This is a genomic window from Bradyrhizobium sp. LeoA1Lang, from assembly GCF_055413685.1.
Genome location: NZ_JBVAPG010000129.1, coordinates 1 through 22646 on the forward strand (window position 1 = coordinate 1; position 22646 = coordinate 22646).

The 22646-nt window shown below is 59.2% G+C and carries 10 protein-coding genes and 10 pseudogenes; 11 read left to right on the forward strand and 9 right to left on the reverse strand.

Annotation, left to right across the window (positions count from 1 at the left end; all coding sequences use genetic code 11):
* Positions 1-1912, reverse strand: a pseudogene (locus ACZYOF_RS32040) (hypothetical protein); the annotation flags it as partial.
* A 499-nt stretch (positions 1913-2411) separates the two neighbouring features.
* Between ACZYOF_RS32040 and ACZYOF_RS32045 the strand changes: the two are divergent.
* The 6 genes and pseudogenes from ACZYOF_RS32045 to ACZYOF_RS32070 form a co-directional block, all read left to right on the forward strand.
* Positions 2412-3014: pseudogene (locus ACZYOF_RS32045) on the forward strand (MBL fold metallo-hydrolase); the annotation flags it as partial.
* Between the two features lie 25 nt (positions 3015-3039).
* Positions 3040-3447 (forward strand): hypothetical protein, encoded by a 408-nt coding sequence (locus ACZYOF_RS32050; RefSeq protein ID WP_051397283.1) that lies wholly within the window; start codon positions 3040-3042, stop codon positions 3445-3447.
* A complete protein-coding gene (locus ACZYOF_RS32055) occupies positions 3444-3677 on the forward strand; it encodes a hypothetical protein (protein ID WP_035692697.1) in 234 nt (77 codons plus the stop codon). Before ACZYOF_RS32050 ends, ACZYOF_RS32055 begins: the two co-directional genes overlap by 4 nt.
* Positions 3677-3859 carry a terminase small subunit gene (locus ACZYOF_RS32060; RefSeq protein WP_028168835.1) on the forward strand — a complete coding sequence of 61 codons (183 nt, stop codon included), beginning with the start codon at positions 3677-3679 and terminating at the stop codon, positions 3857-3859. Before ACZYOF_RS32055 ends, ACZYOF_RS32060 begins: the two co-directional genes overlap by 1 nt.
* A 116-nt stretch (positions 3860-3975) precedes the next feature.
* Positions 3976-4872 (forward strand): annotated as a pseudogene (locus ACZYOF_RS32065) (IS110 family RNA-guided transposase); the annotation flags it as partial.
* A 153-nt stretch (positions 4873-5025) separates the two neighbouring features.
* On the forward strand, positions 5026-5289 hold the full coding sequence (locus ACZYOF_RS32070) for a hypothetical protein (RefSeq protein WP_463718278.1): 264 nt from the start codon (positions 5026-5028) through the stop codon (positions 5287-5289).
* Positions 5290-5354: 65 nt separating this feature from the next.
* Here ACZYOF_RS32070 and ACZYOF_RS32075 read toward each other — a convergent pair.
* Positions 5355-6285 (reverse strand): annotated as a pseudogene (locus ACZYOF_RS32075) (LysR family transcriptional regulator).
* A gap of 884 nt (positions 6286-7169) precedes the next feature.
* Here ACZYOF_RS32075 and ACZYOF_RS32080 point away from each other — a divergent pair.
* Positions 7170-8276 (forward strand): hypothetical protein, encoded by a 1107-nt coding sequence (locus ACZYOF_RS32080; RefSeq protein ID WP_463718274.1) that lies wholly within the window; start codon positions 7170-7172, stop codon positions 8274-8276.
* A gap of 133 nt (positions 8277-8409) precedes the next feature.
* Here the strand turns inward: ACZYOF_RS32080 and ACZYOF_RS32085 are convergent.
* The 5 genes and pseudogenes from ACZYOF_RS32085 to ACZYOF_RS32105 all read right to left on the reverse strand — a co-directional run.
* Positions 8410-9189, reverse strand: a pseudogene (locus ACZYOF_RS32085) (IS701 family transposase); the annotation flags it as partial.
* 687 nt (positions 9190-9876) lie between these two features.
* Complete coding sequence (locus tag ACZYOF_RS32090) at positions 9877-10236, reverse strand: hypothetical protein (protein WP_463718275.1); 360 nt, start codon at positions 10234-10236, stop codon at positions 9877-9879.
* Positions 10158-10412 (reverse strand): hypothetical protein, encoded by a 255-nt coding sequence (locus tag ACZYOF_RS32095; RefSeq protein ID WP_463718277.1) that lies wholly within the window; start codon positions 10410-10412, stop codon positions 10158-10160. The genes ACZYOF_RS32090 and ACZYOF_RS32095 overlap by 79 nt, the downstream gene beginning before the upstream one ends.
* Positions 10297-11837: pseudogene (locus tag ACZYOF_RS32100) on the reverse strand (glycoside hydrolase family 127 protein). Before ACZYOF_RS32100 ends, ACZYOF_RS32095 begins: the two are co-directional and overlap by 116 nt.
* 278 nt (positions 11838-12115) lie before the next feature.
* Positions 12116-14140 (reverse strand): annotated as a pseudogene (locus ACZYOF_RS32105) (prolyl oligopeptidase family serine peptidase).
* A 1009-nt stretch (positions 14141-15149) separates the two neighbouring features.
* Between ACZYOF_RS32105 and ACZYOF_RS32110 the strand changes: the two are divergent.
* From ACZYOF_RS32110 to ACZYOF_RS32120, 3 genes and pseudogenes are all read left to right on the forward strand, one after another.
* Positions 15150-17760, forward strand: a pseudogene (locus tag ACZYOF_RS32110) (PAS domain S-box protein).
* Complete coding sequence (locus ACZYOF_RS32115; protein ID WP_463718276.1) at positions 17757-18437, forward strand: response regulator transcription factor; 681 nt, start codon at positions 17757-17759, stop codon at positions 18435-18437. The pseudogene ACZYOF_RS32110 and the gene ACZYOF_RS32115 overlap by 4 nt, the downstream one beginning before the upstream one ends.
* Positions 18438-18528: 91 nt before the next feature.
* Positions 18529-18918, forward strand: coding sequence for a response regulator transcription factor (locus ACZYOF_RS32120; RefSeq protein WP_028168832.1), 390 nt, complete (start codon positions 18529-18531; stop codon positions 18916-18918).
* 424 nt (positions 18919-19342) lie between these two features.
* Here the strand turns inward: ACZYOF_RS32120 and ACZYOF_RS32125 are convergent.
* Both ACZYOF_RS32125 and ACZYOF_RS32130 read right to left on the reverse strand, forming a co-directional pair.
* Positions 19343-20691, reverse strand: a pseudogene (locus ACZYOF_RS32125) (IS5 family transposase).
* Between the two features lie 314 nt (positions 20692-21005).
* Positions 21006-21293 carry a hypothetical protein gene (locus tag ACZYOF_RS32130; protein ID WP_130232033.1) on the reverse strand — a complete coding sequence of 96 codons (288 nt, stop codon included), beginning with the start codon at positions 21291-21293 and terminating at the stop codon, positions 21006-21008.
* A gap of 244 nt (positions 21294-21537) precedes the next feature.
* On the opposite strand from ACZYOF_RS32130, the pseudogene ACZYOF_RS32135 reads away from it, so the two are divergent.
* Positions 21538-22470 (forward strand): annotated as a pseudogene (locus ACZYOF_RS32135) (transposase).
* The last annotated feature ends 176 nt before the right edge of the window (positions 22471-22646 follow it).

Here is a 22646-nt window from a genome sequence, read left to right on the forward strand (position 1 = left end):
TTTCCAGTCGCTGAAGCTCCTCTGAAGGGTCGGAGACTGCTGACGGCATGGCTTCATCATCCAGATGATCCAGCACTCGCCGAAGCTCTCCCTGAGGGAGCTGCTCTGAATGGAATGCGGCTTGCGCCTGAATGAAAGCCGACGGGGCGGGGTGATCATCTCGCCTTTCGTGAAGCTCCTCTGCGGATTCGGCATCAAGCAGTCGCCGAAGCTCCCCTGGAGAGAACTGCTCGGGATCAAAAGTAAACTCTTCCGGATCGATGGAGAACGACAGAGCAGGATGATTGTCTCCTAGTCCGTGAAGCTCGTCATGCAACTCTTTTTCCAGTCGCTGAAGCTCCTCTGAAGGGTCGGAGACTGCTGACGGCATGGCTTCATCATCCAGATGATCCAGCACTCGCCGAAGCTCTCCCTGAGGGAGCTGCTCTGAATGGAATGCGGCTTGCGCTTGAATGAAAGCCGACGGGGCGGAGTGTTCATCTCGCCTTTCCTGAAGCTCCTCTGCTGGCTCGTCATCAAGCGGTCGCAGAAGGTCCTCTAGAGAGAACAGCTCGGGATCCAAAGTAAGGTCTTCCGAATCGATGGAAAACGACAGAGCAGAATGATTGTCTCCTAGTCCGTGACGCTCGTCATGCAATTGTTTTTCCAGTCGCTGAAGCTCTCCCTGCGGGAGCTGCTCTAAACGGAATGCGGCTTGCGCCTGCATGAAAGCCGATACGGCGGGGTGACCGTCCTGTTCTTCCTGAAGCTCCTCTAGCCCAGTACCCGCTTGGTGCGGCACGCTGTGCTGCACAGCGGCGTCGTCGATGCGCCGCGGTTCCATCAGCGCCGCGGTTTCGGGATTGATGAGGGCGACGTTCTGGGGGGAAGGATTAAGCTCAGCGCGAGGGCCGCCGGGTTTCTTGGGCACGACCACTCCCGTCGCCCGCAAGGTGCGGAAATACTCTAAGGATCTAAGGAGTTTCGCAGTATTCCCTCCGGGGTATTTGTGTATGGCACCATCGTCGATCAGCGACTTGCTGTCCAGCCGAGCAACAATGCCCGGTCGGTTATCTTTGAACAGCCAACGGCTATAGTTAATGAGGCGGCTTCCATGCTCATGCGCCCCTTGGCTGCTCATGCCGCCCTCTATGAGGGCGTGCTCAAGCTTCAGGACGACAGCAGCATCCTCGGAATAAAGAGGCCGCTTATCCGGATGCCCTCGGACTATGACGCCTGTTGCTGCAACCCGCGGTGCACCGCTACTTTCTGCTGAAGCGGCGTTCGCGCTTGACTGTCGGTATATCACAACCTCTTCAAGATCGGGCAGCGCCCTCTGTCTCTTCGCTGCTCTCGATTGAGCCGCGTCATGCTCATGATTGATAAGGACCCCTTCGCTTGGCAGGAGATTGCTCCTGGCGCGTGCATCCGTCCTTTCGCCAAGGGATTGTTGGACATCGTTAGATGCGTCTTTCCCTGAGGAGAGCGCGCGCGGTTCCTCGCGAGAAACTAAATGACTGGTGCCATGATACGCACGAAGGACGGCCACCGCTTTCTTCATTTTGTTGTCTTTCGGAAAGAAAGTAGTTGCGTGCTCGAGCAGGGACTTGTGGTTTGCTAGATCGGTCGTCTGGCCGCGAGCGCGGAGATCATTCCCAAGTCGACGAAGTGCCTGAGTATAGCCTCTAACCGTTTCAGGTTTTGGCTTTTTCTGAGCCGCATATTGAGTGATCACGCTATCGATAAAGTTCCGGTCTTTTGTAGACAGATGTGGATAGCTGGAGGGCCTGCTGGCAACGGGAGCGGCCTGGCTTGCCTGGGCCAAGTGCTGCTCAAATTGGCGGGCCTGGCCCGTCTGCGGCTCTTCCGAAGCGGCGTGCTGCACCTGCGACGAAGCTGCCACATTAAATGGATCAAAGTCTTGCGGGTCCACGTTAGCCTCACGTTCAAGATTACCTGAGCAGGTCTCCTACTGTGGGAAGCTGTCGAGAACCTGACGTGGCCATGGTCACGCAGCGTTCGCACCCGCCAACCTCGGAACCGACATCGCTCGGGATCAGCATCCATGATCTAGCTCTTCGCACCTCTTGCCGGCTTCGAGCATCTCGCAGAGTTGTAACACTTTGGGTCCTGCGAGGCCCCAGGCGGACCCGGAAAACATCGAACTGGCGATTTTTGACGGGCGAAATTGATATTTTGGTCCGGCGTCGTCCGGCGGACTGAGGGGATACCGAAACGCGCTCGAAAGAAACAATACCGATTGAGACCGTATAGATCCAATCGGAGCCTTCCTTTCATGATCGTTATCGGCCTCAAGGGCTTTATCGGGTCCGGCAAGACCACCGTGGCCCGCCATCTCATCGAGCGCCACGGGTTTGTGCGCGGCCGGTTCGCTGGCGCGCTGAAGGACATGCTGCGCGCCTACCTTCGCTACCCTCGACGTCGTCGTCCAGATGCTCGCGGGCTTGTGGGGAGAAGGGCGTGCGCCCGTTCCGCTAGATCTCGTTCCGCTGGCGACCGGCCAGGTCCTCGACGCCGGCGCCTTCACGATCGGGTGCTTTCCGATCCCCCACCGCGACACAGACAGCTTCGGGTTTTCCTTCGAAAGTAAGGTCCGTCGCCATCTTCGGCCAGACCGCCTTTCGGCCCTCGGGGTGCCGGACGGTCCCGTGCGCAAGGAGCTGGCGGAAGGAAGGCCCGTTACACTCGCGGATGGCAAGACGATCGATCCCGAAGACGTCCTCGGGCCGCCGGAGGGACGCAAGAAGCTTGTCATCGTTGGCGATACCGAGACTGTCGATGGCCTGGCTGAGCACGTTGGCGATGCCGACGTGCTGGTGATCGAGGCGACTTTTCTCCAACGCGATGCGTCCATCGCCCGCGATTACGGGCATCTTACCGCGGCCGAAGCCGCCACGCTCGCGGCAACGACGGGCGTCAGGCTGCTCATTCTGACACACATTTCCGGTCGCTATCATGATGAGGAAATATTGGCCGAGGCGAGCAAGAGGTTCGCGAACACTCGAGTATCGGCACTGCGACGAAGCCACCATCGAGCGCATGATCGAGGGCGATCTGAAAGAGAAGCCGACGCCCTGGCTGGGTGGCCGGTCGCCCCGACACGCGATGGAAGGGCTCGGTGGTCTTTGGGGCCGCGACCATATGGGTTCGGACTTCTGGATCGGCACCGAGACCGACAAACTCTACATCGAGACCCCGAAGCGCGTCGTCTTCGAGGATGTGAGGCACGCCAATGAGGGCGAAGCCATCGACCGCATGGGTGGATGGGTCATCGAGATCGTCCGCCCCGGCCTTATCCCGCAGGATCATTTCACCGAGAAGGCCGAGCTTGAAGTCAAGGCGCATCGGTCGGTCCTCAACTACCAAGGCGACATGGCGTCCACCTTCCGCCAGATGGACATCGTCGTCGCTGATCTCGCTGCTCGGGCGGATCGGGGGCTCGCATGAAGCTGTCCCAGGCATGCGACTTCGAGCGCCTTCTGAAGCGACGCGACGAGCTGTGCGGAGCGCGCCGCATTGCAGATCACGGCGATGGTCTCGGCGTGACGATCAGGGGCACGTATCAGGACGCCGAGATGGTCGCAGCGGTCAAGGCCGCCGTTGTCGCCGAGCTTAATCGGCGCATCGCGGCCATCGACACCGAACTGACCGCTATGGGCGTCGAGATCGACGAATAATGGGCAAGGTCGTCAACCGGCAAGAGCTTGCGGACATCTTCGGCTATTCGCTGCCGACGATTTCCGCATGGGTCGAGAACGGAATGCCGGTCAAATCTCATGGTGGTCGGGGCAAGCAGTTCGAGTTCGACACTGAGGACGTGCTGAAGTGGCTAAAGCCCTCGGAGCCGTGTGGCCGATAAGCGGTCGGTATCGGGCGAAGCGGACATCGACGAAGATTTATGATGGGGTGGACGCCCCGCCGACGGCATCGATGTGCCAAAGTGGAGGTGTTTAGCACCACTTAAGGGAGGCGTCCGTGTTGCAGGTTAGCACAATCGGTCTGGATATCGCTAAGCATGTTTTCCACGTTCATGGAGCGGACGGGAAAGGACGGGCTGTATTCAGCAAACGGATCAGCCGAGGAAAGCTCTTGGATTTCTTCGCAGCCCAGCCGCGTTGCACGGTAGCTTTAGAGGCATGTGGCGGAGCCCATCACTGGGCGCGTCAGCTCACCCAGCTTGGCCATGAAGTTCGGCTGATCCCGCCCGCCTATGTAAAACCGTTCGTGAAGCGGCAAAAGAACGACGCGATCGATGCCGAGGCGATCTGCGAAGCGGCGCAGCGGCCGAGCATACGGTTCGTGGCCGTGAAGAGCGAACAGCAACAGGCGGCGGGTCTGGTGTTTCGGACCCGTGATCTGTTAGTGCGGCAGCGAACCCAGCTCATCAACGCGATCCGGGGTCACCTCACTGAATATGGTTGGATTGCACCCAAGGGGCCGTCGCATGTGGCGACGCTTGCCGATCTGATCGAGGAGGAAGCGATGGCCAGCTCGCTTCCCGAAGCGGCCCGCACCATGTTCCGAGTGATGTTGGACCTGTTCGCCGGCCTCAACGGCAAGATCGCGGATCTCGACGCTGATGACCGTTCCTGGCATCGGCCCGATCTCCGCCACCGCGATCGCCGCTCTAGCACCGCCGGCCGAGACTTTTGCCAAAGGTCGTGACTTCGCGGCCTGGCTCGGTCTCACGCCCCTTCAAAGATCGACGGACGGCAAGCAGAAGCTCGGCGTGACATCCAAGATGGGCGAACGCACGCTCAGGCGCCTACTCATCATCGGCAGTAGCGCCGTTGTCAGCAGGCAAGCAAACCGGGCGCGCCGAAGGGTTCGTGGCTCGAACAGATGCTGGCTCGCAAACCGCGTATGCTGGTACCCTCGCGCGCGTCGCAACGAAGCTTCCAGCCGCGCCTTCTCCTTATCCCAACGCGCCTCTTCGGCTTGCGCTCGCGCCTCGAGAACCTCGACCTCAGCTCGAATGTCGGCAGCATTCTTTTCGTGCTTCTGACGAGCTGCGTCCAAGGCGGCTTGCGCTTTGTCGATGGCGTGCTGCCGTCGCTCGCGCTTCTTCTGCCGAGCCGCCTCTTCCTTTGCATCCTCGCGCTCGCGTCGCTTCTGTTCCTTCTCAAAAGCGAGTGCGGCCTTCCGGTCGGCTGCCGGATGATTGCTCCGCTTTGCATGCTGCTTCCGCGGCTCGTGGCCGGCGAGCTTAGGGCGGCTCGCCTTCTTCGAACCGTCATCGTCGGTGATATCCGTGGGCAGTTCGGCGTGCTCTTTGAACGGACCGCTTGAGCCAACGGGACGCTTGAGAACAACGCCGGGCGCCGACCTCCTATCTGCGGCAGCTTCCCGCAGCCCTAGCGTTCTGCCAACAGATTGAGGAAACGCTTCAGAGCCGGGTTCTCATTGTCGTCGCGCCAATGCGCGTAGAAGTCCACCCGGCTTGGCCCCGCTCCGTCCTGCAACTCCCGGTACACAAGGCCAGCGAAACTTGCACCAATATCCGATTCCATCACTAGACTGAGCCCCATGCCCATACTCGTCAGACTCTTGATGATGCCAAGGCTTACGTCATGGCGCTCTACGGCGGGGCGATCGTCAGGTAGAACGAGCTTCGAAATCAAGAGATCCTCGAGCTCTCGTCCGGGATCATACTCACTTAGAAGGATCTTTTCGTTTACGCAAATCGGTCCAATAGATGATCTCGCGTGCCGCCAAGCAGTGATCCTGCGGCAGCGAGATCAGAATGCGTTCGCTCCAGAGCAGTAGTGATCTGGTGTCTTTTGAAGGTAGACGTCCAGGGCTAACGACAACGTCGACCGTTCCGTTACGGAGGGCAGTCATCAGACCGAAGCGAGAGCGTTCCATCGTTGCCAATTCGAGCCGTGGTAGCAGCTTCTTGAGCTCACCTATCGTCGCCCGCAAATTCCCGGTCGAAATGGATGTGCAGAAGCCAATGGTAAGGAGACCGGATTCGCCGCGTCCATTGGATACTCCCGTGTCGACGAGCGCATCGACTTGTTCCAAAATCAAACGGGCAATTCGCAGAACTGCTCGGCCAGCGAGAGTGGGCTTGATCCCCCCGCTCGAGCGGTCGAACAGCGAAGTCCCAACCAGATGCTCAAGCTGACCGACGGAACGGCTCAGCACCGTGTGCTTGATCGAAAGCACTTCGGCGGCGCGTCGAAAGCTTCCGTAGTCGCAAGCAGCAACGGCCAGTCGAAGCTGCTGAAGGTCAATAGCTCTGGCCGCGTTCCGCCGATTCTTCCTAATCTCGATTTCGGTCATGTTCAGAGCTCGATAGCAAACCGCAAAGAACATGACGTCCCCGCTCTAGGCGGGACGTATGTCTCGCTTGTCGCCGCCACGGAGGTAACTTCGACGGTCTCCGCGACGGGCGCCGCGAGCCTCTGTCGCAAGCTATCAACCTCACGACGAAGCCGCCCACCCCCTCACTGTAGGCGGCTTACATTGGCTGGATTCGAGCAGCGATAGGATTATGGCGGCCCGGCGCAAACCCGCTGGATCAGAAACCGCCGCGCAGACCGAATCTCTCGCGAAAGCGACACCTGGAAAAAAGAAGCAGCCGCAGGAGCGTCACCGTAGCGACGGCCCCCAAGAACGGGCCTTTAGGGTGCATGGTTTCGTCAGCTTGCCGAAAGCTAGATCTCCTACATTGAGCCCGGAGATCGGGACGCGATTGTCGCCTGTTTACTAGGGCGCAAGTTGCTCTTTCCGAGGTTCACATGATTCGTGTCTCAAACTTGCGGGCCTCTGTGCTGCTTGCGCCAGATCTGAGCTGGGCTGCATAGATCTGCAGCTTGATTTCGAATGGAGAACGGTATGGGCGGCTCGCACTTCAATCCTCGGCAGGTGAACCCATCACTATCAGGATCGGCTCCGCAGAATGCCGAGATTCCGCCGGGTCAAGAGTCGGACGACGCGAGCTCGCAAGCGAGCTTTGAGCAGCTGCTCGAGGAATTGCCGCACGCTTCGTCAGAGGAGAGCGACCAAGGGATCCGACGCACGGATCTCCTCCGCAGCGACGGCAGCCGAGCGGGGAAGCGCCCGAAAAGTTGGGCGTCGGTCGCATTCCTTCCTGACTCGTCAGCTTCTCGAAAGCCGCCCCTACGAAAATAAAGCCTGAAATGACCCATGCTGGAGGGGAACAGATGAATATCGATCCACCAAACACCGCAAAAGACTCCATTGAAGCTGACGATCTCCAGCGGCAGCGGGCGCAGCAACAGCCGGGCGACCTGAGCGCACAAACCAGCTCACCAGCACACCCGTCCCCGGATCAAGCGAACTTTGAGCAGCGGCTGAGTGAGTTGCGGCCAATCCACCGAACATCGGATTCAGCTGTCGCTTTGATGGATTCCGGGATTGGATCACCCTCGACCATGACGAAGGGCACTCTGAGAGCGTGCGCTATCCAGGAAAGCGAGCGGTGCCCGGCCGCTTCCTTTGTCAGGGGGCGCGCCGAACTTGCCGGATCGCTAACCGGAGCGAACGTTAAGGCGCTAAAGAACGAGATCAAACTCGCTGCGCAGCGAGCAGTACAGTGGCCACGAACCACCGGATCTTGTGCCGGCAGTGTTGACGGCGACCGCATCTTCGACGACGTGGTGGCATCATCGTATCTGCCGCTGCACCGTTTTCAGAACGAGGACATCGATTGCGAGCCCCTCCTAGAGGAGGAGGTGAGTGCCATCGCGCATGTGCGTTCCTTAGCGGATTTGCGTGCTCACGCGACCCCGCATGTTTCAAAGGCTGCTATCTGCTCGGACGACGAAAGAGAGGACGAAATTGATATGGCGCGCCTCGCTGCATGGCATACCAAAGGCCTTAGAGAGAGTGCTTTTGTGTCATTGTGCCAGGACCCCTCACGACTGCTCCTTTCAAAGGACGACAGTGAGAATGGCGCGAAGGCGATTGCAAAGAATGCTAAGAAGCTGCACACCTACACGGTACCAAGCGTCACCGCTTGGCCGATCAAAAAAATCAACGATATTTTAGAGCGTGGGCATGCTCCCGGAGATGAGGAGCTGCGAGATTGGGTGAGGGGAATACCGACCGAGGAGACCGAGGTCTTGTTTCTGGGCGGCAATCTAGCTGACTATCGGACAGCCATCGTAGATAATCCGAACACGGCTGACGCACCGCAAGATGGTCCGCGCATCAAGAAAGCAAGGGTCAGCTCCGATACGCCCGAGATGATGGCGGACTCTCGAACTCTTTGCCCCTCGGATTCCAGCCATCAATCTTCGCAGTCCTGACGAGCTATCGCCTGTGGTCGAATCGGCCGGGGTGGCGCGCCTGCTTTCAGTTATCTGGAAGTCGAGCGTGCCGAACGCGTGCGCGTCCGATCCAGGCGCATCAGCAGTTGAAAGAGGAGCTCGGGCTTGATCACGCGAGCATGTCTTCGGCGGGCGCGACAGGATGTCCGGAATGGACCGCTTGCGGGGACGCCCTCGCATTGCGAGCGGCCAGATCAGCTTGACGCCGACCGGGTCCACCTTCAGGTGACGAGGGATGCCAACGGCCCAGGCCAGCCCGCGTCGTGCCCCCTTGCCGAAACGGCGCACTGAGGCTGTATCCTGTATCGGCCAGCGGAACCGAACCGCACGCCGGCTACCATCGCGCGATCAATCTCGGCCAAAAGCTTGGATCGTGGGGTTCGGTATTCGACTGGTACGCCGCCGCGCTTCAAACTTGCGGTATCGCTGGTCCAACTCTCGGGTAGGAAGAGACGCAATGCGATCATCGCTGGTACTTCACCGCGCACAAGCGTCAGCGACGCCAACGTTGGGCAATTGCCATTTTGCCAACGCCCGAGGCATATTGAGCCGCGACACTGACCGAGTGTTCGCCCCTCTTCGTCAGCGCGGTGTCGTCGATAACCGGCACCGCATCATCGCCGCCGACGAGCCGGTCGGCCTGATTGAGCAGCTCTGTCTCTAACGGCTTCGCATCCCAGACGCCATCAGCGATGAAATGGTGCAGCTGATCGTATTCGCGCGCTGCAGAGCGTTACGCCATCGGTTGAATGTTTTTGCGCTCACCAGGGCCGATCAACCCGGCAATGTAACGCGGACACATCTGTCGCCGCGCCTTATGACCCAAGCGATCCAGGAATGGCTTCAGCCAAGGCTCGAGCTCGTCTTCGCAATCCGGCGTCGCGTTCCCCATGGTCGGCCCTCCAAAAGCCGACTTCCTCTCAATCGTCGAAAAATCGATTCGGGATCTTGAGGGTTCTGTGAGGTCGCGTGGCAGGCGGGAGCCGGGCGCGGTGGCGCGTGCTCATAGAAGCCGGATTGAACGAGCCGCTGCCACGCCCGAGCCGGCGAAATTGAAAACCGATGATCTTAGACGATCGCCAGGCTCAAACGCATGCACAACGGCGCGACGCGGCAGGGATGTTGCTAGTTGGGGTAGGTTGTCGAGGGTATGTGCTGTCAATGGGTTAGGCGTGGCGGAAAGGCCATCCGTGACAACCCTGGCGCGAGAAGCCCGGTAACGGCCTTCAACGAGGGAATTGCAGAGCGGCGCCGCGGCACGTCCCTTGGATGAAGCGATGTCGTTGGTGGTTCTCATTGTTCATCCGACTGCACGGTTCTATTCATTCCAAGCGCCGCCTGCCGATGGCAAGAAGATTGTTGGTTGTTAGCACCACTCCCACTCCAGCAAAAATTCAATGCGCGCCAGCGGCTTGGTTCTATCTTCAAGATCAAATTTGCAAGCTTCCGAGGCCTCAAGCCGCAAAAGCTTGCAATCTCAAAACCGTTGTTGCTAGGAAATTGAATCCGCGATCAAGGCCTAAAGGGCACTTCACGGGCGACGCATTAACTTCACGGACGCGCCACTCAGCCATCGGCGTCAGCGCTCCTTAATCCAAATCCGCATTTCGCCTTCGCCGCGGTTAGCCCAGCTGAACCATGGAATGAATGTCAGCCGCTGCGGTTGTAGCTGTCCAGGCACTTTGTCGTACTGACAAAGTGCCGTTTCTTCAGAATGCGTGTGTTGCAACCGGGACCCATCAGCCTGCAGCAAAATCTTGTCGAAGAGACCAGTACCTTCGACAAGCGAAAACCGGCTTTCTGCAGGAAGCCAAAGGTTGTGTAACTCGGGCCCGTTGTCGGCTTCTTCCACACAATACATCAAAGGGCCGCGCTGGATAGCCACCTTGCCGGCCAAATTGCGAAGTTGCGGATGACCGTATACGCGGCGTACTTGCATCGGCAGCGATAGTTTGACGCGATCTCCCTGCCGCCACGTGGGTGAATGTGCAAATAGCCCTTACGCGACTCGCAATGGACAGGTTCGCCGTTCAGGCTCACCGCCGGCGCGCTGCACCATTCCGGCAGGCGCAGAGCGAGCGCGTGGGCGATCGGCTGTGCAGATTCCACGGCGATTTCCACCTCGTCCATCCAAGGATAGTTGCCGCTCATGAGCAACCGCAGGCGTATGCCCGCCAACCGATAATGCCACGCTATTGCCAATGTAGAGATTGATGTAGAGCGCGTCGGAGCATGGCGTATAGATGTAATGACCAATCGATGTGAAAAGGCGTGCGATGTTCGGCGGACAGCACGCGCAGCCAAACCAGCGTTGCCGCACCGGCCTGACATGATTGTAGATGCCATTGGACCGCAGCGTTTTGGGATGAACTTCGAGCGGGTTAACATAGAAATAGTGACGCCCATCGAAAGCGATACTGCCCAGAACCGTATTATAGAGCGCGCGCTCCATCACGTCGGCATAGCGACTGTCCACTTCCATCTCCAGCATACGGCGCGCCAACATCATCAGCCCAATCGACGCGCAACTTTCCGCGTACGCGATACGTTCGGCAGATCGTAATCGCGGCTGAACGCTTCGCCGAAGCTTTGCGAGCCGATACCCCCAGTGATATAGATCTGGCGCTGCACTATGTTTTGCCATAGCCGCAGGCAAGCCTGGCGTTGCTGCTCGTTCTGACGCAGACGCGCGAGATGAGCGACCGCAGTCATGAGGTATACAAAACGCACCGCATGCCCGGTTGCAGTCCGCTGTTCCGAAATTGGCAGGTGCGCCTGGCTATAGGCCTTGTTTTTCACCGTCCAGGGCATGCCATGTGATTTGACGTCGCAGGATTGCCGGCGTTTCTCGTGTTCAATGTCATAGAAGTGCGGCTCGGTGCCCCGTTGCTCCACGAAATAATTGGCTAGCGTCAGATATCGCTGCTCCTGCGTCACTTCGTAGAGGCGCGTCAATGCAAGTTCAATTTCTGGATGGCCATCATAGCCGTGTAGCTGATCGCGCTCCGGGCCGAAAACTGTGGCGAGGTGGTCAGCAAGTCTGCAAACGACGTCCAGCAGGCGTCGTTTGCCAGTAGCCAGAAAGAAAGCGATGCCCGCTTCAATCAAGTGGCCGGCACAGTAAAGCTCATGGCATTCGGCTAGGTTGCTCCAGCGCTCCTGAGGCGCCTTTAGCATGAAATAGGTGTTGAGATAGTCGTCGCCGCATTGGGCGGCCGCAATCAATTCAATCAGCTCATCGGCGGCTTTGTCCAGGTCCGGATTGGGTGTCTGGCACAGCGACCAAGCAGCCGCCTCTAGCCATTTTGCGACATCACTGTCCTGAAAAACCGTGCCGTAGAACTCCCCCTTCGCGCGTCCGGCGGCAATACGGAAGTTTTCTACCGCGTGGCTCGGTGTCGCTTGCGGATTGCGGTCGTTGAGCGCGTTCCATTGGTAGGGAATCGCCACTTCTCTCACCAAGTGCTGGCATTTCCCAATCAGCGGATCTGAGACCTGTAGGTCGTGAAGGTTGACTTCGGCCACATCCCGCTGATTCATCTCGTTTCTCCTTCGTGTGCGGCGAACCGGCGCCTAGCTCAGGCAAGCCAGCTCGCCATGATCGTTGTTGAGGTTGCGGCCCCGAAATTGGCGGCTGCGCAATCGTATTCTGCACGCGAACGTTGAAACGCTAGAAATGGAAAAGCTGCCCCCCATGCCGCTGGATGGCGTAGGGCTCATAAAGGGCTGGTCAAACCAAGCTTCTTTCCAATCCCCTACCGCTGAAATGTCATGCAACCATCACGCTGGAGCTTGTGTGATCACAAGCGCCGGTCCGCCTAAGCCTCGCCGTCAAGCCAGCCGATCTTGCTCTTCAGGAATCGAAAGCCCAGCAATCTCGAACCCGGCCCGCTCCCTATTGTCCCGACCGTAACCATGACCGCCCGCCGCAGGCTCGTAGAAATAGGCCTCGTAGCCCATCGCCTGGAGCTTCGCGGCCATCTTGCGCGCGTGTCCGGGATGAACACGATCGTCCCGCCCGCGGTGGCGATCAGGATCGGCGGGTATGTTTGGCCGCGTTTGGCGGCATGATACGCGGAATAGGTCTTGAGCCACTCCCAGTGGTCGAGCTTATCGGGGTCCCCATATCGCAATCCAGCTTGCCCCTGCCAGAAGCTTGGTGTAGCGGCGCATGTCGATCAGCGGGATCGTGTAGACCAGCGCGCCGAAGCGTTCCGGATAGCGCGTCAGCATATTGGTGATGAGGATGCCGCTGTTCGATCCGCCCTGGGCTGCGATCCGCTTCGGCTCCGTGACGCCACGACGCACGAGATCGGCGGCAACGGCAGCGAAGTCGTCGTGCGACAATTTCTTGCCACTGAGACGGCCGGCATCGTGCCAGCGCGTGCCGAACTCGCCACGGCCGCGTAGATGCGCCTGGACCGTGGTGCCGCCGCGCTCGAGCCAAAGCTTGCCAAGCGCTGAATTGTAGGACGGCCTCATCGAGATTCCAAAGCCGCCGTAGCCGCTCATATGGACGGGCGCATCGCCCGTCTCGCCGGCCGGACCGGTCCGTACGTAGGGGATGTGCTCGCCATCAATCGAAATGGCCTCATGTTGGGTGACCACCAGCCCATCCGCGGTGAAGGTCTTCGGCGCCTGCTTGAGCACGGTCGGACTGCCGACATTATTCTCGATCAGCATAAGCGAAGCTGGCGTGAGCGGATCCTGGCTATCGACGAGCAGGTCGCCATTGCGTTCGGATGGGTCGCTATCAAGAGGCCAGACCTGGACTATCCCTATGTCGGGAATCCCGCGCAGTCGCGCGCGGCTCCACCCTTTATCGGATGGCGAGCAGATCTCGAAGAACGGCCGCAGTTCGTTGAGGATGGAAAGCACAAGCCTACCGGCACTCCAAAAGAGCCCCTGCAGCGCCCGGCGTGGGCTTGGTTCGAAAAGAACCTCGAACTGACGGTTGCCTTGAAGGAAAGCGGCCAAAGAGATGACGAGCACCGTATCCGCGGCATAGGTCTGCCCTGCCACAGATCAGGGCTCGCGCGGTCTGATGGCGAGCCAGTCGCGATGGGTGGCAGAATTGAAGGCGTCCACCTGATCGACGAACCACAGCCGTGGCGGCACGACGGTGCGCTCGACATTGCAGCCGGCTTCAACATGATCAGCTACGACCTCAAAGATCACTTGCGCTTGATCCGCCTGCGTACCGCGCCGCCATATCCTCACTGTACGCGCATAGCCGGAGGTCGTCGCCATGCCCTGCCTATGAGAGCTCGACAGCACCAGCGTATCGGGATCGAGCCGTTCAACCGCGCTCTTGGCTTCCGGCAAGACGAAGCTATCACCGACAAACGTCTACGTGTCGGTATCGAACTCACGCAGGGCGACGGCATCACTGCCGCCGCGCGATAGGCTCAAAATCGTTCGTCTATGACTCCCCTGCGGCCAGACCGTCGCCCTCAGAAGCCGGTCTTCGCCTTCGCTAACCGCGAGCTGATCGATCTCGAGCAGAGCTTCCCATGACGGCTTTGGCGTGCGAAATTCTTCCAGAGTGGTTCGTCGCAAGAGGCCGCGCGGATTGTTGGCGTCCTTCCAGAGATTGTAGAGATAGCTGCCGCGCCGCCGGACGTAGGGAATATTGTCCGGCCGATCCGATCGTAAATCCAGGTCAGCGCGTCGCGATCCCGCTCGCCAAACACCTGCAGCGTCTTGCCATTCTGCCGCTCAACAAATTTCAGCGCCCGCGCGCCTTCGATCTGTTCCAACCACAGATAGGGATCATCGTCTGGAGCGGAAAGCGTCGGCTTTGCAGGTACTTTGTCGTCGCGTTTGCTTTCACCACGCTTCACTCCATCGCCATTGACGCGCACTCCCGACACAGCACCGCATCAAAGCTTTTCACATATTGCATCCGCAGTTCATTGCGGTGGCGGCCGTCGAGGCTGATTGCCATGTGTCAGTCAATTCCATCAATTGCTGAAGTTGGTAGTTGACTTGGGCGCGCTCTGACGCATTTGGCAGGACCGCACATCCTCAAGGCTTCAACCCCAAACTGCCCGTGGCAACTTCATCTCGATGCGAGCTCGGCTTTCCTTGCCTGGGGGCGACTACCGAGCACCTGGGCGACACCGCCCCACCCCAAGTGGCCGCGCTCACAACGTCCGTACCTCTGGATCAAGGTAAGATCGAGAACTTGGTTGCTGAGGGCCGAGACCGTTCTTGCAGCGCAAAGAGGCGCTTGCGGTACGAGCTACACCGAAATTGCTTTCATCACCCTCGCCGCCGGGCGAATCTGGCTATCAATTGAGTCCACGCGCTGGGGAACCTACCGTGCGGATCCCACGCCGCAACGCGAAAGGGCCCGCTCGCGCCCATGCGGCGGCAGAGGCTTAGGATGCTCGCTAACATTCGGCACGGCCCTAACGGCCCCCTTTCAGTCGAACTGCCGGCCTGGCCGTTGCGCTCTGTTGGGGTCCTATGCGCACTGGCCGTATGGGTTCTAAAAAGGGTTTGATGGGCCGCCTCGATCGGCTAGCTTCTCAGGGACACCGTTCTTCGGCGTCATAAAAGTCTGGAAAGTCTGGAAGCGCGGAAGTGGCTAGGCGTACCATCGAAATCTATCGCTCAATTAGCTTAAAATGCGGTCTCATCGCGCAACCGGCAGCGGCGGACCTCAGGACGAGCGGAAGCAAAGCCGAGTCAAAACGTTAGTATAGTTTTCCAGATCCTTGGGATAGGTTATTTATTTAGGCCAGGCTGATTTACCAAGTTCGGGCGCCTTACCAAGTTTGGACCCCTTACCAAGTTCGGACCCTCACGAAGCTCGGACGCTTAGTCGCGCAGCGTGTTTTTGGTGGCATTGTCCTGGCGCTGGTGACAACTTCCTTGTACTTTCATACCCATTTCGCCGCGATGGCGTTCTCTTGTTGGTAGTGGTCTTGCGGTTTTCGCTATGGGCAGCCTCATTGTATCTGCCATGCTTTCCATCTTGTCCATCGCTGTTTTGGCCTACTTCTTTACGCCCCCTACTTCCAATCTTGCGTTCGATGCTCCGCAAGATCTTCCGGTGGTTGTGATTCTCTTTGTTGCCTTGCTTGTCGGAACCCACCTCATCCGAAAAGTCCGCCGGGAAAGGGCGGCCACGCTTGAGGCCGCAGCCAAGCTCCGGCGCAGCGAGGTTGAGTTGCGAGATCGAGAGAAATGGTGGCGCGAAGTCTTCGAGCATAACCCGGTCATGTACTTCATGGTCGATGCCGCCGGAACGGTCCTGAACGTGAACACGTTGGGCGCAACACAGCTCGGCTATTCGCCCTCGGAGCTCGTCGGGCATTCCGTTCTGAAGGTCTTTCTGGAAGAAGATCTTACCCTTGTTCGCAAATGCCTTGGGCTATGCGTTGAAACCGTCGGCCAATCCCACACTTGGGACATCCAGAAGGTCAGGAAGGATGGCGCGGTGCTGTGGGTGCGGGAAAACGCCAAAGCCATGCATTGGGCAGACGACCAGCTCATCATCCTCATCGCCTGCGAAGATATCACCGAGCGAAAGCGGACGGAAACTGCCCTGCGGCGGAGTGAAGCCCATTTGGCCCAGGCGCAGGAATTGAGCCGCACCGGCAGCTTCGGCTGGAACGTCGCCACCGGCGAGGTCATCTGGTCAAAGGAGACCTTTCGCATTTTCCAACACGATCCGGCGACAAAACTGAACCCGCAACTCGTCATTGATCGAGCCCATCCAGAAGATCGGGCTGCCGTGCGACAGACCATTGATCGAGCGCTCCGAAACCTAGAGGATTTCGAGCACGAATACCGACTGCTGTTGCCGGACGGCTCGGTGAAGCACCTCCACGCGCTGGCACGAGCCATTAGAACCGCATCTGGCGATATCGAGTTTGTCGGGGCAGTGACGGACATTACGGCTGCAAAGCAGGCGGAACAACAGCTTCGCCGTAGCGAGGCCTATCTGGCCGAAGCACAGCGTCTCAGTCACACGGGCAGCTGGTCCTGGGACGTCCACCGTCTCGAATTTGTGTATCGCTCCGCCGAAGTCGATCGTCTGTTTGGCTTCGATCCGGAAGAGACTGTATCGATAGAGACCATCCGGTCGCGTATCCATCCAGACGACTTGCCGCAGCTTCGGGAAGTGCCGCGCCAGGCTATCGAAGACAAGGGAGGGCACTTCGAATATGATTTCCGAATCCTTCTTCCAAAAGGCGCGATAAGGCGCATACATTCCGTTGCGCACGCTGTGGTCGGTAGCGATGGCAACGTCAGCGAGCTCATCGGAACGCATATGGATGTCACCGAGCAATACGCAGCTAGGGAACGGCTGGAAAAGGCTCTTGCTGACTTGCGCGAAAGTGAGCAGCGCTTTCGCGACTACGCCGAAACGGCCTCCGACTGGCTCTGGGAGACCGGGCCGGACCACCGGGTCACCCGCTTTTCGGGGCACACCAGCGCAGCAAGCATTTTGGCCACGGGAGTCGTCGGGCTGCTTCGCTGCGAAATTGCGGGCGATGTCGAAGCGGAATCTGAGAAGTGGCGGCAGCATCAGGCGACAGTCGACGCGCGACTTCCATTTCGCGATTTCATCTATCGCACCGTCACCCGGACCGGATCTCCAATTTACGTCCGGACCAGCGGCAAGCCATTCTTTGATGCTGACGGCAATTTCCTCGGCTATCGCGGCGTCAGCACTGACATCACCGCAACCATCCGCGCAGATCAGGCTGAACGAGAACTGCGGAAGGCGCAGGCGGAGCTCGCGCACGTGACACGCGTAACGACGCTGGGCGAGATGACCACCTCCATTGCGCACGAGATAAACCAGCCGCTGGCCGCCATTGTCGCCAATGGCGAGGCTTGTCTGGGTTGGCTTGATCGCGAAACTCCTGATCTTTCCGCCGCGCGCTGCTCAGTGGAATGGATCATCGAGGACGCCATCCGGGCGAGCGAGGTGATTCGCCGCATTCGCACGCTAGCCAAGAAAAGCGAGATCGAGATGGTGCCGCTCAATATCAATGAGATCGTCAAGGAGGTTGTCGCGCTGGTGACTCGCGAGCTGGTCAGCCACCAGGTGTCGTTGCGGACCGAGTTGGCGGCGGCCCTCCCCATGATCCTGGGTGACCGGGTTCAACTGCAACAGGTGATCATGAATCTGGTGATGAACGGGATTGAGGCCATGCAAACAGTCAGAGACCGACCGCGCGAACTGGTGATCCGGTCATCCCAACACGATCTGGGAGGCGTGCACCTCGCCGTGACAGATTGCGGCGTTGGGATCACCGAGGAACACGCTGACCAGGTGTTCAACCCCTTTTTCACCACCAAATCAACCGGCCTTGGAATGGGCCTTTCGATCTGCCGTTCGATCGTGGAGGCTCACGGAGGGAGCCTGTCGATTGCCTGCAAGCAGGAGTCGGGCGCGACGTTTCAATTGGTCCTGCCGTTGCATGAAGAGGTCGTGTCGTGACCGGGCGCTGTGACTCGCCGCGCGGAGGCGCGCAAGCGGAGAAGCCGAGCGGAAGAGCGATCGTCTTCGTGATCGACGACGACGTCTCGATGCGTCGTTCGCTCGCGAATCTTTTTCGATCGGTAGGCTTGGACGTTGTTGCGTTCGGATCGGCGCGAGAAATGCTGCAAGCCAAGCTTCCGGATGTTGCCAGCTGCCTGGTCCTTGACGTCAGGCTACCGGGATTGAGTGGCCTCGAGCTGCAGACTGAGCTCGCCAAGTTGAACCTTCGCATTCCGATCATTTTCATCACTGGTCATGGCGACATTCCCATGACCGTCAAGGCCATGAAGGGCGGAGCGGTCGATTTTCTCACCAAGCCGTTTCGCGATCAGGAGCTGCTTGACGCCGTGGTCGCCGCGACCGAACGGGATCGCAAAAGGCGGGAGGTTGAGAAGACGGTTGCCAACCTGCAGTCCTCGTTTGAGGCCTTAAGCACACGCGAACAGGCCGTGATGAAACTGGTCACTGCTGGGCTGATGAACAAACAGATAGCCGCAGAGCTCGGGCTGGCCGAAATTACCATCAAGATCTACCGCGGACAGGTAATGAAGAAAATGGGCGCACGGTCGCTGGCCGATTTAATCAGAATGGCTGAGCCCCTGGGAATTCGTCCCAACCGGCCGGAACAAGCCTAAGTATGACTATACAATTTCATCTCTCAAGCCCACCCTTGACCCAGCCGACTATGCTTCGGCAATCGCCTTTTCTGCGTTAGGAGGGGTCGTTTTGTTCACGCCTTCGCTCATTTCCGTGGTCGATGACGACGGCTCCGTCCGTGCTGCCATAAATAATCTTTTGAAATCCCGCGGCTACATAGTCCATACATTTGCATCCGCTGAGGAGTTCTTGCGCTCGCCACACCTGAATGAAACATCGTGTGTGATTGCGGACGTGCAGATGTCCGCTATGAGCGGCTTGGACCTGCTAACACATATGCGGGCCGAAGGTTGCGATGCTCCATTCATTTTCATCACTGCCTTTCCCGATGATCGCGTTCGCGCCCGGGCGCTGAGCGCGGGAGCGATTTGCTTGCTGGCCAAGCCATTCGCAGGACAGCACCTGATCAGGTGCCTACATACCGCACTGGATAAGCATCGCGGCGGAGCTAACGCGTGAGACGATGAGCACGCAGTCTGCTCAGTTCGGTGCTGATCTGTGGGCGGAACCGCGCGCTTCGCAACACCGCAACGTCGATGAAGACCTCGGCCTCGCATCGCAACTCGTAACCAGTCGTTGGCGATCGGGCTCCCCTATTGATATTTTTCCGGTATTCGTCACTGGCTTGCGGCGGGGCTCCATTCACCTACGGTCGCGAACGCTTTGAGATTTACGACGAAGCCACTTGCTCGACTAACCTCAGTTTCAACTGGTCGTGGCCACCCTAGAGGCGGCCCATATCTCAGGCATTGCTAACAGCAGCGATGATCTCGGCAGGCGCTCCTGTTCGCGGCGAAAGTTTGACTCTGATGAAGGCGCGCTCCATCACGGTGCTTGGCCCAGATTGCTGAGTGTAACCAGTCGACCGTGAAGAACCCGGATTTCAGCTTGGGAGGAGCTGAAGTCGGCGGATGAGCTGGACGAGGATTTGGCGCAGCAAAAGCTCGAGCCAGCGGATGAGGCGACGGAAGTTGTAGCCGGCGGCGGCGAGGACGGCATTGGTGGCGTCGCCCTGGCGGTGCCAGAGATAGTTTCGGCCCATTCGGTGCTCGGATTTGAGGTGGCCGATCACCGGCTCCACGGCGGAGCGCCGGCGCAGCTCGCGCTTGATCTTTGGCGTCACCCGCCGCTTCTGGCCTGAGATGAACACCCTGAACTTGTAATCGGGCGGCGCATTGTGGCCGCGATAGCCTTTGTCGAGACACATGCGCTCGATGACGTTGCCGACGAGCGCCTCCATGCCTGGGATCACGGTCTTGAGCGTATGGCCGTCATAGGGGTTGCCGGTCAGCGCTTTCACATGGGTGACGAACTGACCGCCCTTGGCGGGCGCGAGGTTGGTGGCCACCGAGACCTTGACGCCGAACTCGTAGGGCCGGTGGGCCTTGCCCTTGCCGATCACCCCACCTCCGGCGCGTGCAGCGAGTAGACCTTGGGGCCGCGCTGGTGCTGCTTCTGGTCAAGCACCCGTCGCGCCAGCGCCAGCATGCGTTCGAGGACAATCTCGCCAAGCAAGCCGGTGCGGCCTTCGATCTTGCGGGCAATGTCACGGATGACGCGACCGAGATAGGTTCTAAGCGTCTTCAAGGCCCGGTTGGCGCGCTTGAACTGCTTGGCGTGGGCATAGCGCTGATGCTTGATCAGGGCGAACTTGCCCACCCGCGCATAAGACTGCCGCAACGAAAGGCCCTGCCGCTTTGCCAGCCGGACCAGGATCTCGCGGGCGCGGTTGAGAAGCCGCGCGTCGGTCGGGAACATCACGTTCTTGGGCCGCACCGTGGTGTCGACGAAGACCCGGTTGAGATCGGACGGTTTGAGCGCCTTGGTCTTGGTCGCAACCGCAAGGCTCTCCTGCAGCAAGGCCTGTAGCTTCTCCTCGCCCATGCGCTGGCGCCAGCGGGTCAGCGAGGAGCGGTCGAACACCAGGCGGTGCTGGAAGAACTTCTCGCCGCAGAAGAACTGGTAATAGGGGTTCTCCACCCAGCGTTCGCACAGCAACTCATCGGAGAGGTCGTAGCTGTGCTTGAGGATCGCCAACCCCGCCATCAGCCGGGTCGGCAGCGGCGGCCGGCCCGGCTTGTCCTCATAGACCGCGCCGAACTTCTGCTCGAGGAATGCCCAGTCGATCGTCCGCGCCAGCTGCACCAGCGCATGGTTCATGTCGATGATCGCGTCCAGCCGCGAGCGCAGAAGGTCGGCCTGTCCGCTGTCCCGTCGTTCCTTGGGTCGCATCGTCCCCTCCGTTGCGACCACGGAATCACGACACGCGATTCGACGGAATCCCAAAAATCAAATTGCAAGCTTTCGGGCCTTCAAATCCAAAAAGCTTGCAATCCCGAACCTCGCTCCGATCCAAAATTCGACTCCCGCTCAATGACTTGGGAGCTTCTTCACGGACGACTCGTTGGCTCCGCTGTTTAGCAGGGATACTGACGCCGTTAGAAAAAAGATTGCGATCGCAACGTGACTGCGCCAGGTCGATAGAGGGACGATATTGATTGTAAGCCCGCCTCAGCGCGACAAGTTACCTCTCAAACCGCAGTCCATTACTGCCTCTTTGCATTGAAGCTATCGAACATTTTCCATCCGTCAATGAGCGATTTCGACCACGACCGCTGCGCGAAGTCCCATTGGCACTTGAGCGCTTCGGAAGAGCTTGTGCAGCCGGCAAGACTCGTCAGGTAGTCGGCTTGGTCCTGTAGGCGGGAAGCTGCAAATCCCAATACTTCCTTTGCTGCCACTGCGGACATCTTCCTTTGCATTTCATTAAATGATCTTAGCAATTCGGGAGGCGTAAACGGACCATCGGATCCAGCTGTATTTTCCTTTGTCATAGGTGCTCCTAATGATCGGGATCGGTTTTCCGGGTTTATTGCAGATCAAAGTGAACTCGCGATTGAGGTTGAGTGAACGATGCTAGTTTATCTAAAAAGTTCGATCACTTCCTTGATCAGAATCAAACCGCCTGCGCTTTTAGGTAGTGTGCGGAAGGTTCTGCAAAAGCCTGAGAGGCTGAAGCGGTCATGGTAAGTCCGGTGATTGCGAAGATCACCGCTCATAGAGGAGCTTGGACCCGCCATGACCGTGACGAAGATTAGGACGGACGTCTCTGCAGTCAAAGAGTTGTTGAGGTCGGACAAGGAGTTCCTGAAGCCGCTGATCCAGGGTGCGGTGCAGGAGATTCTCGAAGCCGAGATGACGGAGACGCTGGGTGCGGAGAAAGGAGAGCGCAGCGAGGGACGGCTTGGCTATCGCTCCGGCTACTATCCCCGCTCGCTGATCACCCGGGTCGGCAAGATCGAGCTGAAGGTGCCGCCGGACCGTCAGGGGCGGTTCTCGACCGAGCTGTTCGAGCGCTACCAGCGCTCGGAGAAGGCGCTGGTAGCGGCCTTGGCCGAGATGTACGTGCAAGGCGTCTCGACGCGGAAGGTCAAGCAAGTCACCGAAGAACTTGTGGGCATGCGTTCTCGGCCTCGGCGATCAGCGCCATCAACAAACGGCTGGATGCGTCGCTGAAGGCGTTTTGCGAGCGCAAGCTCAAGGAGCCATTCCCCTATCTGATCCTGGATGCGCGCTATGAGCGGGTGCGCGAGGACGGCATCATTGCGAGAGGTCGACGACGATTGCCTGCTCGAGCTCCGCTGGATGTACGACCGGCGCGATCTTGGCGAGGTGCGGCGCGATCTGGCGGCATGGCTTGCCAAATGGGGCGGCAAATACCCCAAGCTCACCGGCTGGGTGGAGGACAACATCGAGGAGACGCTCGCCTACTGCCGTCTGCCGCTGATGCACCGCAAGCACATGAAGTCGACCAACATGCTGGAGCGCCTCAACGAGGAGATCCGGCGGCGCACCTACGTGGTGCGAATCTTCCCCAATGCCGAGAGCTGCCTAAGGCTGGTGCGGGCGCTGACCGTCGAGCGCCACGAGGCCTGGCTCGAGGACCATCGCTATCTGAACATGGATCTCTTGAAGGAGCACAAGAAGGAGACACTACGCCGGGCGGCCTGACGATGCTCAGGCCCACCAAGGGGATGGGCCACCCCTCTCCGCCGCCGGGGCGGGGCCCGCCGCGCGGGTGGGGGGGCGCGCCCCGCGCGCCCGGGGGGGGGGGGGGGGGCCCCCCCACAAAAAATTATGTGAAGGAAAGAACAAAAAAAGGGATGAGGGAAAGACGGAAAGGGGGG